A 14,237-nucleotide genomic window follows, 5' to 3' on the forward strand; every position below is an offset into this window, starting at 1 on the left:
GCAAGAGTAAGACCGCGAAATTTCAATAGCGTCTCCTGCACCGTTTGGGAGTTCTTCATAGCGTTTTAATTGTAACGATGTGTCGTCTGTGTGTGCAACGTGTCGAACTGTTCACAATGTGTAGTTTGACTTGGGAGACGCCACTCACCTTGCTGGATGTGCTACTCAACTTTACTGTTTTTAGTCGTTTTATCTTCGAGTGACCAAGGGGGGGATTCCTGGGGTCGTTTTGGGGTTGCTTCTACTTGGATGCGCTAGGGTTGAGCAGTGTCTGCCGAGCCATCGGGCCGGTGGATAAGCTATCTACACTATCTACACCACGGGATTAATATGGGACTCAAAGCATTCTTCGGAGCATGTCTGTGCTTGGGCGCTGCTGCTGTTCAGTCTGAGGCTGGCATGGTTGCGCACTGGGACTTTAATGAAGGCAGCGGCACGACCGCCACTGACTCTGTCAACTCTATCGAGGGCACCCTGCAGGGGGAAGCCGCTTGGGTTAGCGGACCGGATGGTTATGCGATCCAGATGACCAATGACGCCACAACGCAGGTCTATATCGGCGCGCCGGACGTGCTCGACATCACCGGGGCGGTGACGGTAATGGCCTGGCTCCACCCGGATGGTGCCAGCAACTACGGTAACATCGTGGGCATCGACACATATGGTGGTGCGGACAACGACCAGTATATTCTTAAGACAACAGTATACACAACCTCCCGTCTTTCGTTTCAGGTAACTTCGGATAGCTCTAGCGCAACGGCGACTGACACTGTTTCCATCGAGGAGCGTGCTGCGTCGGATGACGATGGTTGGATCCACGTCGCTGCGGTTTTCACTCCTGGTGAGTCGATCGTCCTGTACGTGAATGGTGAGGTCGTTGCTACCACGAGCACTGACATCGAGACTATGCAGAGCGCGCTGAGCGAGGAGGCTCCCTTTCGCATCGGTAACATGACCAGCAGCACCACCTGCGGTTTTAACGGTGCCATCGGCGATGTCCGTGTCTATGACAACGCGGTCAGTGCCAGCGCGATTGCAGCGCTGGTTGAAGCCCGGAGCACCTACGCCGATGATTTTGATGCCGACAGCAGTAGCAGCTATACCGGCGTGGATTCCTACAATACCGGTGGCTCCTTCTCAGTGGACACGGGTAGCGGCGAGCTCTCCACCATGGCAGCCTCTTCTAATACCTACTCGGTGCTGATCAATGATGGTGAGCACTTCCTCAAGCCCGGTCAGTACTTTGAAGCGAAATCGACTGCCGGTGTTGCCGATAGCGGCCCGCACCAGTATGCCATTGTTTCTAATACTGCTGCTCAGCCGGGCGCGACGGAAGGCTTCCGCTTCCGCCGCTCGCCAACCCTGTGCATTCAGGGTGGTGACTCTCCTGGCAGCGCCACCACGCTGGCTTCGCCGAGCCAGAGCATCGGGATTGCTTACCGCATTGCGCGCACGAGCGATACCGAGTTTGCCTTCTACTACAAAGTAGGCTCCAGCTGGGAGTATCTCGATACGTACACGCTGGATGGTGCCAGCGAGCAAATGTACGTCGGTGTGCAGAGCTATGCTGGCACAACGACCTGGGATTACCTCAAGATCGGTAACATCGCTGACATCGAAGCCGACGCGACTGAAGCTGACGATGGCGAGTACCTTTTCTCCTTTGGTGCGGTTGCCGACATCCAGTACAAAGATGTTACGGTCGCTGGTACCCGCTATTACAGCGCCTCGGTGGTTAAGCTCCCAGTCATGGTCGAGGACTTCAATGCGCGCGACCTGACCTTTGTGATCAGTCTCGGGGACTTCATCGACGCCGACTATAGCAGCTTCGCCACGATGATGGATATCTGGGAAGACCTTACGGCCCCCACTTATCAAGTCATTGGTAACCACGACATGGTCTCCGGCTCTACGCTGGCTGATATTATGACGGCGTTGGGCATGACTGAGGCGTACTACACCTTTACCTACAACGGCTGGCGTTTCATCGTCATGGACGGTAACGACAGTGGCTACGGCGTTCACTCCGACGGGCAGCTCGCCTGGGCGCGTGAGCAGCTCGACCAGGCCCTCGTTGATGGCGAGCCTGTTATCATTTTTGATCACTTCCCGATCTATCCCCAGAACACGGCCCACATCAGCAGCCAGGCTTCGGAGCTGCGCAGCCTGATCCATGATTATCCCAACATCCGCGCGTGGATTAACGGCCACAACCACGCCGGGGATTACGCCGAGTTCGAGGGTATCCACTGTCTGACAGTACATGGTATGGTCGAGACGGCGGACACCACTGCCTATGCCGAAGTTGAGATCTGGAGCAACCGTCTCGAAATCCTCGGTGAAGGACGCGAGCCGGACCGCTCTCTCTATTTTACGGAGGCGAATACGCTGGCAGCTCCGGTAGCGCTGAGTGCTGCCGACGGCACGACCGGCATCAGCATCAGCTGGGATACCTACGCCGGAACCGATGCCACTAGCTACGAGCTGCAGCGCCGCATCTCCGGTGAAAACACCGGCTACGAGAGCATCGCCACCCTGGGGATCTCGGACACGAGCTATCTCGATGAGAATGTCTCGAGCAGCTCGATGTATGTTTATCGTCTGCGTGCCGTCACCGACGGGGGCGATGCCTCCGACTGGGTGCTCACGAGCTATAAGTTGAGCAACATCCCCGGTCAGGTCACGGACCTCACCGCGACCGCCGGCGAAAACAATGCAATCGCCCTGACCTGGACGCTCGATAGCACCGGCTACGACAGCCTTATTCTTGAGCGCAGCATTGCCGGGACTGGCGAGTACGAGCTTGTTACCGCCGAGCTTTCCGGGGATTCCACCAGCTACACCGACACCGGCCTCCTCCCCAACACCGAGTACTCCTACCGTATCGCCGGGGTCGCTGCAGGCCGCCAGACCGACTGGTCCGACGCTGGCACAGCCAGCTCCGGCAGCCTGCCGGTTCTCGAGGGCGAGGCCGAGGGCCTCGTCGCCTACTGGCCCTTTGATGAGGGCACCGGCACATCCGCGGTTGATGCCACCAGTAACGGCTCCAACGGTACGCTCCAGGGCGACGCCGAGTGGACAGCGGGTGTGAGCGGCTCCGCCATCCAGATGAAACCTGACAGCGCGACTCAAGTTTATGTGGGTGCGCCCAGCCTTCTCAACATCACCGGCGCGGTCACGATTATGGCCTGGGTTCACCCGGACGGCGTCAGTAACTACGGCGTCATTGCTGGTATCGACCAGTCCGGTGGGGCGACGAATGACCAGTACGTCCTCAAGACGACCGTCTCCAGCACCTCCATGCTGACCTTCCAGGTTTCCTCAGGTGGGACTGGCTACACCGCCACTGACACCGTCTCGCTCCCCACCCGGGCTTCCCAGACGGCAAACGGTTGGGTGCATGTCGCCGGGGTCTTCACACCGGGTGAGAGTGTGAAGCTCTACGTCAACGGTGAGCTGATCACCACTACGCCGGTCAGCATCGAGACGCTTCAGAGCACACTTGATAGCAGTACTGTTCCCTTCCGCATCGGTAATATGAGCAGCAGCTCTGACTATGGCTTCAACGGTGCTATCGACGAGTTGCGCGTGTTCGCAGCCAGCGTCTCGGCCGAGGACATTGCCACCTATGCTGAGGGAGAGGCTGTTGTCGAGTTTCAGGGTACGCTTATTGCGCAGGGCTCGACCTGGTCTTATCTTGACGATGGTTCGGATCAGGGGTCGGCCTGGACGGCGGTTGATTTCGACGACTCCTCCTGGAGCAGTGGTGCCGCCCAGCTCGGTTATGGCGACGGCGACGAGACGACGATTGTTAGCTATGGTGGCAACTCTTCGAACAAGTACCCGACGACGTACTTCCGCCAGAGCTTTGAGATCGACGAGGCGAACCTCCCGCTGATCTCGCAACTCAATCTGAATATCCTGCGTGATGACGGCGCGGTCGTCTACATCAACGGAGTTGAAGTCGCCCGCGATAACATGAACTACGACTCCTTTGACTACCAGACCTACGCCTCGGGTGTGGTTGACGGTGACAGCGAGGACACCTTCTTCGCGCACATCGTCGACTCCAGCGTCCTGCAGGCTGGTACAAACGTGATCGCGGTTGAAATTCACCAGCAGCGGTCCAGCAGCTCGGACATCAGCTTCGACCTCTTCCTGGAGGCCAAGAGCAGTGCCGATGCCGAGGCTATCGCCGCCGGCTCGACGTGGTCTTATCTCGATGATGGCTCGGATCAGGGCTCGGCCTGGACAGCGATTGATTTCGACGACGCCACCTGGAGCACGGGAGTCGCCCAGCTCGGCTACGGCGGTAATGGTGAAGCCACTACGATCAGCTACGGCAATGACGCCAACGACAAGCACATCACCTACTACTTCCGTCAAAGCTTTGAAGTCGAAACTGCCAGCGATGTGGCTGGCCTGCTCTTCAAGGTGCTGCGTGATGACGGCGTTATCGTTTACCTCAACGGCCATGAGGTCGTCCGCGACAACATGCCCGCGGGGGCGATCAATTCTGAGACGTACTCCTCGGATATCATCTCGGGTGATGACGAAAACACCTTCTATGAGTTCCATGTCCCTGCCTACTACCTGATAGACGGGACCAACGTGGTGGCCGCCGAGATTCATAATCGTGACGGCACCAGCTCGGACCTCAGCTTCGACCTCTCCCTTATCCTTATGGGTGAGCTCGACGAAAACGCCGCTACCTTCACAGAGGACAGTCTGACGGCTGACGATGCTAATGCGAAGGCCGGCTATAGCTTCAGTCTCGCTTCGTACGTGAGCAACGCTGACGACGACGCTTTGACTTACAGCATCCTTGAGGGCCCGGACTGGCTTTCGGTCGACGAAAACGGTAACCTGACCGGTACGCCCGGCCCGGATGATATCGGTACGGTGACGGTGATCGTCTCGGTCAGCGATGACGATGGGGCCAGCACGATTGAGATCACGCTTACGGTCGGTTCCGTGGCCGAGCTCGCCCGTGCGCCCTTACCGAGCATCAACGACGAGGCTCTGAGCTTTGGGGTCATCCCGGATACACAGGGTGGGACCAACGGTACGCCGCCGGATGAGGCTGCCGCCATCGCTGCGCGCTTTATCGGGCACGCTCCGTCCTTCATCATTCACTGCGGCGACGTTACCGACGGTAACAGCTCGAACGGAAACACGAAGCTTTCCCAGCTTGAGGACCTCAAGGAGCTGCTGGTGAATCCGCTGGCCGAGCATGGAATCGGCTTCTACCCGGTGCGTGGTAATCACGACTCCAATGCCTACAACCAGGTCTCCAGCGGTGTCTCTGCCTGGGCGGCGGCCTTCCCGTACCTCTTTGAGGGAGACGACCCGATCGTGGACCCCACAGATGTTCCGGGGGGCAGCGTGGACTCGCCAAACGACAGCAACTTCTGCTACGTCTACTCGCCCAACGACAATGTATTCATGGTCTCGGTGGACCAGTGGAATGGCGGGGCCTCGAGTAACTACTCGGACTGGGTGGCCGCGAAGTTCAAGGAAATCCGCGAGTCTCACCCTGATGCGCATATCTTCGGCTTCTCGCACTCCGGGCTCTACGCTCTGGCGTCGCACCCGGCGATGTCCGAGTTTGTGACCGGTGGTTCCGAGCCCTATATTGCAGCGGGTAAACAGTACCAGATCGACGGTTGGTTCAGCGGACACAACCACATCTACGACCGCTCGATGGCGGTGGATCTGGAGAATGGCAGCAAGCCTTACATGTTCGACTTTACCTGCGGCTCGGCCTCGGAGAAGTTCTACTCGCTCAGCCGTACGCCGGCCGACGACCAGCATGTCAACGCGATCGTAGACAGTACCGCTACGGCGGGTCGTCCCATCGCCTACCTGATGGTCGATGTCGCCGGGCCCTTCGTCCAGACAGTCACCTATATGTCCCCGGATACGAGTGGCAGCGGTACCTTTGACGATTGGTCGGTGTGGGATGCCTACACCTACTCACGCAACGGTCTGCAGTTCACCGTGGCCGCCGGACAGAACTACAACGAGCGCGACATCGCCGACTCCGCTCCGGATGAGGATGGCTTTGTCGGTACCCGCGTCGCCATCACTGATGGCGTCAACTCCGACACCACCTCCTACACGGTTGGCGGCACGACCTTCTCTGTGTATCGAAACATCACTACAGGATGGTTGACGCGCGAGCAGTGGTACGATGCCGGTGATGCGAACGTGGTCTCCGATATCGTGAGCATCCACGGGATGACCAACGACATCGACACGAACCGCTCCGATGCCTACACGCTGACGCTCAGCTATGATGGTGACAGCCTCTCCGATGAACAGGTCGCCAGCCTCTACATCGCGGCCTTCCTCGACGAGGACACCTCCGACGATGACGAGGGTGGGTGGTACGCAGCCGCCGACCAGACCGCCGCCGGAGAGCTCGCCGCAGAGCCGCTCATGCGCGCGGCCACTGAGGAGGACGAGCTCGGCGCCTGGGGCATCGACACGGACACGCAGACCGTCTGGGTGCGCTTGGACTACCAGGGTGACTTCGCCGTGGCCTCCACGCTGACGGACTCTGATGGTGACGGCCTGGTTGACGCCTGGGAAATGGATCACTTCGGCACGCTCGCCTACGATGGCACCTCCGATGCCGATGGTGACGGCCTGACTAACCTCCAGGAGCAGGCCGTCGGTAGCTCGCCACTGGACTCCGACAGCGACAACGACCTCATCGACGATGCCACCGAAGTCCAAAACGGGCTGGACCCGACGACTGCCAACTCCTCGATCACAAACAGTATCGCCAGCGCCATCGCGAACAGTTCTGATGTCCAGTCCGCCTACGGGCTGTACACCGCCGACAGCCTCGCTTCGCTCGTCGGCCAGAGCTTGATCGAAGTCAAATCCGACAAGACGATCAGCGTCGAGTTGCAGCTATGGGAGAGCTCGGATCTGGAACACTGGACACCGCTCGGCGACTCCGAAGCAAAGACGCTCTCGGTCGGAGGATCCGGTGCGGCCTTCTACATCTGGCAGCTGGGCTCCTCCCAGGAATAGCCATCACATCAAACTCTTACACACAAGAGCGGGACCTGAATGGGTCCCGCTTTTTTTGTGTCCTATAAAGCTGTTTGTGAGAGCCGCTCTCTGGGAGGTTACCCCATGGCGTGTTAAGCGGGTCGAGGATATATGGTGGTGCCAGTATGATACTGGTTGGAAACGCGTGTGGTTTGTGATACTCAGTCCAGACCCTATGTTTACTCCGCTTGTTTCTTTTCTACTTTCGACGTGTACGTTTTGCGCTCTCAGTGCTGAGTCGATTCCACTTGCAAATCCCGGCTTCGAGGATGGTCGGACGGGTTGGGTCTTTGACTCCGCCGATGCTGGCATGAGTGTTGTTGCTGCTGAGGCAGCCCGGCAGGGAGATGCCGGGCTGCGAGTGACAGATGCCCGCACAGATGGCGGTAGCAGCGTGCGGACGGCTCCCTGGCCAGTCGAGCCCGGTGCTGGATATCGACTGGGGTTTGACGCGCGCGTGATTTCCGGTGGGGGCGTCGGCGTGTATATTCGGTTTTACGATGAAGACGGAGAGGTTCTTGATCCTTCGGCACATATCCGGAAGTTAATGGAACAAGCTGGATGGAGACGCTATACGCTGCTGGCGATTGCGCCTCCCGAGGCTGTGCAGGCTCGCGTATGGATTCACTCTTTCGAGAAGTCCGAAGTGATGGCAGACTTTGATGACTTTCTTCTGGAAAAACTCCCTGCCGAGCAAACGCGTGAAATCATGGAAGATACGATGAGCATCAGTGAGGTCGGGTTTCCCAAAGGCGATCCCGAGCAGGCCTTCAGCGAATACAAGATCTACCAGCCCGATGGTGGCGTACTGCGCACCCCGGTGGAGGACTGGGAGGGCGCACGTCGCCGCGTGGCCGACTCTCCGCGGTGGGCGCATTGGTTCGAGGGTGTGCGGGACAAGACCGAGGCCTGGATGGCCGAGCCGCGCGACCGCGCCGAGTGGCAGGCCGGCTGGTGGCATAACTTTGTCAGCCCGGTGGACGGGGCTTTTCTGCTCTGGCGAGAGGAGGTCCCCGGAGAGGATACCGACCACCTGATGAGTAAGAGCGGAGATCGTGTGGAGATCACCACGGAGATTTTCGAGGCCTGGGTCTTTGGGGTGCGCTCCCGAAACATCTCCGCCATGGTCGAGGCGGCCAGGCTCTATCGGCTGACCGGTGAGCAGCACTATCTGGACTGGGTGGCCGGGCAGTTCGATTTTTATGCGGATAACTACGAGGGGTGGGGGCATAACCCGCGCCAGCGCAAGAACTCGCACCTCGGGTGGCAATCGCTGGAGGACGCCACTTGGCTAGCCCGCCTGACGGAGGCGGCTCGTTTGATCTTTGACGCGGTGGATGAGGAGCGGCGGCAGTATTGGTTTGAGCATCTGCTCAAGCCACAGGCTGAGTTGATTAGCGCTCAGGGCAAAAGCATTCACAATATCTCCACCTGGTTCCGGGCCAGTGCGGCGCAAGTGGCGCTGCTCTATGGAGACGACGATCTGTGGGCGCGTGTGGTCGATGGCCCCTATGGGCTGCGCCAGCAGTTCCGCGAAGGCGTTACCAGCGATTACTTCTGGTACGAGCAGTCCATGGGGTACAATAACTACGTGATCACGGCGACGTATCCTCTCTTCTGCTTCGCGGCTCTGCTCGGTGAAGGTCAGCGCCTGGAGACCGAGGCGGCCATCGCGGAAAACCTGGCTCTGGCACCCTTTGCCATCCGCTTCCCGGACGGGCGCCTGCCCAACCCGGCCGACGCCAACGGTATCATCAAGCTGAGCGAAGATCGACTGGGGCGGATTTACCGGGCACTGCCAACGCGGCCCGGTCTGGCAGATGTCGCCGGGGAGTATAACTGGGATACTCTGATTGATCCGCCCGCGCAGGTGGAGGGAGAGGTGGAGCTTCCGCCGGTCGTCTCGCGCCTGATGGAGAGCTCCCGCTTTTCCCTGCTGAAAAAGGGCCCTTGGCAGGTCTTCTTCCAGTTCGGGCAGTTGGGGCGCTCACACTCGCAGTCTGAGGCGCTCAACTGGTCCGCCTATTTCGGGGATGCGGTGATCTCGCAAGACCCCGGCACCGTCGGCTACGGCTCTCCGATGAGCAACGGCTACTACCGCCGCGGACTCACGCACAATATCCCGCTGGTCGGCGGAGAAGGGCAGCAGCCCTGGAAGCGTGGCACGCTGACGGACTTCGATGCGGAGGCGGGCACAATGTCGGCGCGGCAGTCCTGGTATCGGGATGGTGTTGAGGCTGAGCGCAGCCTGAGCCTGGATGGGGATACCTTAATCGACAGTGTCGTGATAAAGGTCTCCGAAGCCGCTGCCGAGGGTAAGCCGCTCGGTCTCGCCCTGCACCTGGAGGGTAGCGCGCAGTTAGGCGACGCATTCCGCCCGGTCTCACCGGAGGATTTTCAAAAGGACCTGCCCGAGTCTTTCAAGTACTGGAAGGATGTGTCGGCCGCGCACTTTGAAGACACGGCGACGGTTCCGGTCGTCTTCGACGGCGGTCTTGTGCTGGATGTTACTTTCGCCTGTCCGGGCTCCTTTACGCTCTATGTGGCGAGCGCGCCCGGCGTGCCTCCGACACGCCACACGGCCTTCTATCTGGAGTCGGAGCAGACGCGCCACGCGCGCTTCGTGACCACGCTGACTCCTGCGCAGTAGGTGGCGACCTGAGGGTGATGGAGCTTATTGATTAACGAGCTGCGTCACTAGTCTCGGCGGCACTTGTCCTCTAAAAGCTTGGCCACGAGGCCGGTCCAGCCGGTCTGGTGGCTGGCTCCGACGCCGCGACCGTTGTCCCCGTCGAAGTACTCATTAAACAGGACGAGATCCTTGAAGTGCTCGTCGCGGTACCAATCGGCATGCAGCCGGTGCACAGCGCGGTCGCCGTTGTTATCGGGCAGGAAGATTGCGCACAGGCGGCGGGAAAGCTCGGAGGCGGCTTCCTGGAGGTTGACCCAGTTTCCGGAGCCGGTGGGGAGCTCGACCTTGAGGTCGTCACCGTAGAAGTGGTGATACTTTTCCAGCGACTCGATGAGCAGGAAATTCAACGGGAACCAGATGGGACCTCGCCAGTTGGAGTTCCCCCCGAAGAGCCCGCTGTTCGACTCGGCGGGCTGATAAGAGACGGAGAACTCCCGCCCGTGGTAGTCCAGCCGGAAGGGCTGCTCGCGGTGCGCCTTGGAGAGGGAGCGCAGCCCATAGGCGGAGAGGAACTCATCCTCGTCGAAGAGGTAGCGCAGCACGCGCTCCAGCCGCTTGCGGGACGGGATGGCCAGCAGCAGCTTGGCGCCCTCTTCCTTGCCGCCGCCAAACTCCAGGCAGGAGGCTTCCTTGGCAAAGACTTCATTGTGCTTGAGAAACCACTGCATGCGCTTCTTGAAGCGCGGGAGCTTCTCGATGGTCTCCACGGGCAGGACCTCGACCGCGCATACCGGCACCAGCCCGACCATGGAGCGGATGGCCATCGGGATCGTGGTGTCGTCGGCCTGAAGCATGTCGTAGTAAAAGCCGTCCTGCTCGTTCCACAGACCGGTGCCGCCGAGGGTGTTCATGGCCTCGGCGATGGCGACAAAGTGCTCGAAGAATTTCGAGGCCACACCCTCGTAGGCTGGGTCGTTCCCGGCCAGCTCAAGTGAGATCGAGAGCATGGTGGCGCAGAAGAATGCCATCCACGCAGTGCCGTCGGCCTGCTCCAGGTGGTAGCCATCGGGCAGAGGCTGGGAGCGGTCAAAGGCCCCGATGTTATCGAGTCCGAGGAAGCCGCCGGAGAAGAGGTTCTTGCCGTGCGGGTCCTTGCGGTTGACCCACCAGGTGAAGTTGATCAGCAGCTTGTGGAAGCACTGGGCGAGGAAGTCCAGGTCGCGTGCGCCACGCTTGCCGGTCATCTTGTAGACGCGCCAGACCGCCCAGGCGTGCACGGGCGGGTTTACGTCGGAGAAGTTCCACTCGTAGGCCGGTATTTGACCGTTGGGGTGCATGTACCACTCGCGCAGCATGAGGATGAGCTGCCGCTTCGCGAAGTCCGGATCGATCTTGTCAAAGGGGATCATGTGGAAGGCCAGGTCCCAGGCGGCGAACCACGGGTACTCCCACTTGTCGGGCATGGAGATGACGTCGCGACTGTAGAGGTTTTCCCATTCCTCGTTACGGCCATGCAGGCGGGAGTCGGGCGGGGTCGGCTCGCCGGGATCTCCGTGGAGCCAGTCCTTCACCACGTAGTGGTAGAACTGCTTGGAGTGCAGCAGCCCGGCGTAGGCCTGGCGGATGACCTGCTCCTCGTGCGGGTGCAGCCCGTCCTCACCAAGAATGTCACGGTAATAGGAGTCGGTCTCCGCGCTGCGGGTTTTAAAGGTCTTCTCAAAGTCCGGCCCGAACGCTTTGTTCTTCCCGCGCTTGGCTTTCATCACCAGTCGCAGGCGCAGGGTGCGGCTCTGCCCGGGGGGCAGCTCCAGACGGTAGTGCGCAGCGGCCTTGGTGCCATGCTGCTCAGGGTTGACTGCATCCTGATCTCCCTCGCACAGCAGGCGGTTGAAGGCGTCCTTGACGTAAGGGGTGGCGTTCGCCGAGCCGAAGAGCTTTTCGCTGTTGCTCTCGTTTTCGGTAAACAGCCAGGCCTCGGGATCGTCTTCAGCCTCGAGGATGAACTCCTCCAGATTGTCGTGGCCAGCGGCCAGGAGGCCCGTATCCGTTTTTTCAATACGTGGCTTCAGGGTGCAGCCCTCGTGCGAGCAGCCCCAGATCCAGGTGTTGCGAAACCAGAGGGTGGGGAGCAGGTGGAGGGTTGCGGTGTCCGTGCCGCGGTTGGCGACTGTGAGCTTGATGAGGATGTCGTTGGGGCCTGCCTTCGCGTACTCGGCGAAGACGTCGAAGTAGCGGTTGTCGTTCATCACCCCGGTGTCGAGCAGCTCGAACTCTGGCTGGTTAAACCCGCGCCGTCCATTCTCAGCGACCAGCCACTCATAGGGGTAGGCGGCCTGCGGATACTTGTAGAGGCTCTTCAGATAGCTGTGGGTGGGGCTGGAATCCAGATAGTAGTAGAGCTCCTTGCAGTCCTCACCGTGGTTACCCTCCGGCCCCGAAAGCCCGAAGAGACGCTCCTTGAGGATGGGGTCTTTCTCGTTCCACAGGGCCAGTGCAAAGCAGAGGCGGCACTCGCGGTCGGTGATGCCCAGCAGGCCGTCCTCGCCCCAGCGATAGGCGCGGCTGCGTGCCTGCTCGTGCGGGAAGTAGGTCCACGCTTCGCCGTCGGGCGAGTAGTCCTCGCGGACGGTGCCCCACTGGCGCTCGGAGAGGTAGGGGCCCCAGCGTTTCCAGTTCTTTTCACGGTCCAGGGATTCGTCGAGGCGCTGTTTTTCGGGATTAGTCGGCATGGGAAATCGTAGGTGGATGAAGTGAGAGAACCATACTCCGTGCTGGTCGAAGGTAGCATGCCAGCGTGCAAATGGCGGGCCAAGGCGAAAGTTTTATCGGGGTGGTGGCGGAGGGCCACTGCTGAGCGCACGAATGCCGTCTCTTGCGAGGGAATTGTCGTGGATTAATCGACCTTACCCTTGAGGGAGGTCGGAGGCATTGATTTTTCGTTCGGTGGCAACTGGGTCAGGTAGGCTCGGATTTTAGCGATCACCCATTGCTCCGCGTTGGGATATCCCTCGCGCTTGGCCATATTTTCAATCAGGGCTCATTCATTATTGCTGAATTCCAGCGTCGTGTCCGCCTTGGCATATCCATGGGGAAGCTTACCGAAGATGAGTAGATTCAGCAGGCGTTGCTCCGGAGCCTTTATCTTTCGTTTGCCACTGAGAACGCCATGGATGGCGTATTTGTCCCAACCGACCAGCTCCCCAAATTCAACCTGAGTCATGCCTTTGTCAGCGATCCACTGATTGAGAAATTCCTTGGTAATGGGGGGCATTCCTACGTGTCCGTAGAGAATCCGTTGGACTTGTTCAACTTTCTTTCTTGTTTGGTTGAGAATTATCAACTTGTGTGTTGTGAAAGTTCAACCATTGCTCATGAACGTAATCATAAAACTGGAAAAACACTTAAATCAGAAACAATGCGAAAGCTTCCGGGAACAAGCTCGCCTGCATGGCCGCACGTTATCTGAGCATGCCGCTCATCTGTTATTTTCCCCCGAGGCACCGGGGGCAGCTCCGTCCCAGGATGGTCTAGGAAAAAGAACACACGCCTCAGACTGGAGCCTCACGGGCAAGAAAAAATGGTATCTGTTGCTGGGGCTGGTACTTTTCTTCGCAGTGAGCGAAGTGGTGTGTCGTTACTGGGTTGGGCTCGGCGATCCGCCGCTTTCCATCGCGCATCCTGCGATCGAGTACATGTTCAAGCCCTCGTGCACCTACTCGCGTTTTGGCAACCGTTTTTCGACTAACGCCTACGGGATGCGTTCAGATGACATTTCGTCACAGCGTCAGGGCAACGAGGTGCGTTTGCTGGTGCTGGGAGACTCGATCCCGAACGGTGGCAACCTGACCGACCAGGACGAACTGGCCACGGAAATCCTTAAAAAACAGCTTGGAAAGCAGATGAGAGTCCCCGTTTACGTGGGTAATGTTTCTGCCGGTTCCTGGGGGCCGCCGAATCTGCTCGCTTATGTCAAGCAATACGGCACGTTCGAGGCGGATGCGGCTGTCATCGTCCTTAATCGTGAAGACATTGACGACTTCCCAACCTTTGCGCCGCTTAATCCCCATACTCATCCTACAGTCTCTCCGCATTCGGCCCTAGGGGAGCTATGCACTCGATACGCGCTGCCGAGGCTCGCCGCTATACTGAAACGCACCCCGCAAGCAGAAAAGGAGAAGGAGCATGAAGTGGGCCCGAACTGCCTGCCTGAACTTGGGGAACTCATCGAAAAGCTCAAGGCCGATGGGGTCGTTGTCGCGGTCCTCTATCATCCTTCCCGGCGGGAAGTTGAAGTGGACGGTAATTTTAAGCCAGACCGGGCCTATGATGAGTTCGCGCAGTACTGTGACGAGATCGGTGTTCCTTTCTTCTGTTTGGATCAGCGCTACAAGGAGGCCGTTCGCTCTGGACAAAATCCGTTCCGCGACGGGATGCATCCGAATGCCTATGGGCAAGCCTTGATGGCTGAAGAGATTATGGGAATTCTGCAGTCGCAAGGGATCGTCAGCCAATGGTCTGAGCGAAATTGAATTGAGCAAGC

General features: G+C 59.2%; 6 protein-coding genes. 3 read left to right on the top strand and 3 right to left on the bottom strand.

Features of this window, described 5'->3' with window-relative positions:
* Positions 1 to 330: 330 nt before the first annotated feature.
* Positions 331 to 7,044 (top strand): LamG-like jellyroll fold domain-containing protein, encoded by a 6,714-nt coding sequence (locus tag K0V07_RS09275; RefSeq protein WP_220621110.1) that lies wholly within the window; start codon positions 331 to 333, stop codon positions 7,042 to 7,044.
* A 220-nt stretch (positions 7,045 to 7,264) separates the two neighbouring features.
* Here the strand turns inward: K0V07_RS09275 and K0V07_RS09280 are convergent, their stop codons facing one another.
* Complete coding sequence (locus K0V07_RS09280) at positions 7,265 to 7,600, bottom strand: hypothetical protein (protein WP_220621111.1); 336 nt, start codon at positions 7,598 to 7,600, stop codon at positions 7,265 to 7,267.
* A gap of 12 nt (positions 7,601 to 7,612) precedes the next feature.
* Here K0V07_RS09280 and K0V07_RS09285 point away from each other — a divergent pair, with 12 nt between their 5' ends.
* A complete protein-coding gene (locus K0V07_RS09285; protein ID WP_220621112.1) occupies positions 7,613 to 9,715 on the top strand; it encodes a heparinase II/III family protein in 2,103 nt (700 codons plus the stop codon).
* Between the two features lie 47 nt (positions 9,716 to 9,762).
* Here K0V07_RS09285 and K0V07_RS09290 read toward each other — a convergent pair whose 3' ends face one another.
* Positions 9,763 to 12,426 (bottom strand): hypothetical protein, encoded by a 2,664-nt coding sequence (locus K0V07_RS09290; RefSeq protein WP_220621113.1) that lies wholly within the window; start codon positions 12,424 to 12,426, stop codon positions 9,763 to 9,765.
* 308 nt (positions 12,427 to 12,734) lie between these two features.
* On the bottom strand, positions 12,735 to 12,968 hold the full coding sequence (locus K0V07_RS09295) for a helix-turn-helix transcriptional regulator (RefSeq protein WP_220621114.1): 234 nt from the start codon (positions 12,966 to 12,968) through the stop codon (positions 12,735 to 12,737).
* Between the two features lie 100 nt (positions 12,969 to 13,068).
* Here K0V07_RS09295 and K0V07_RS09300 point away from each other — a divergent pair, with 100 nt between their 5' ends.
* Positions 13,069 to 14,226, top strand: coding sequence for an SGNH/GDSL hydrolase family protein (locus K0V07_RS09300; protein ID WP_220621115.1), 1,158 nt, complete (start codon positions 13,069 to 13,071; stop codon positions 14,224 to 14,226).
* The last annotated feature ends 11 nt before the right edge of the window (positions 14,227 to 14,237 follow it).

It is taken from the genome of Ruficoccus sp. ZRK36 (assembly GCF_019603315.1).
GTDB lineage: Bacteria > Verrucomicrobiota > Verrucomicrobiia > Opitutales > Cerasicoccaceae > Ruficoccus.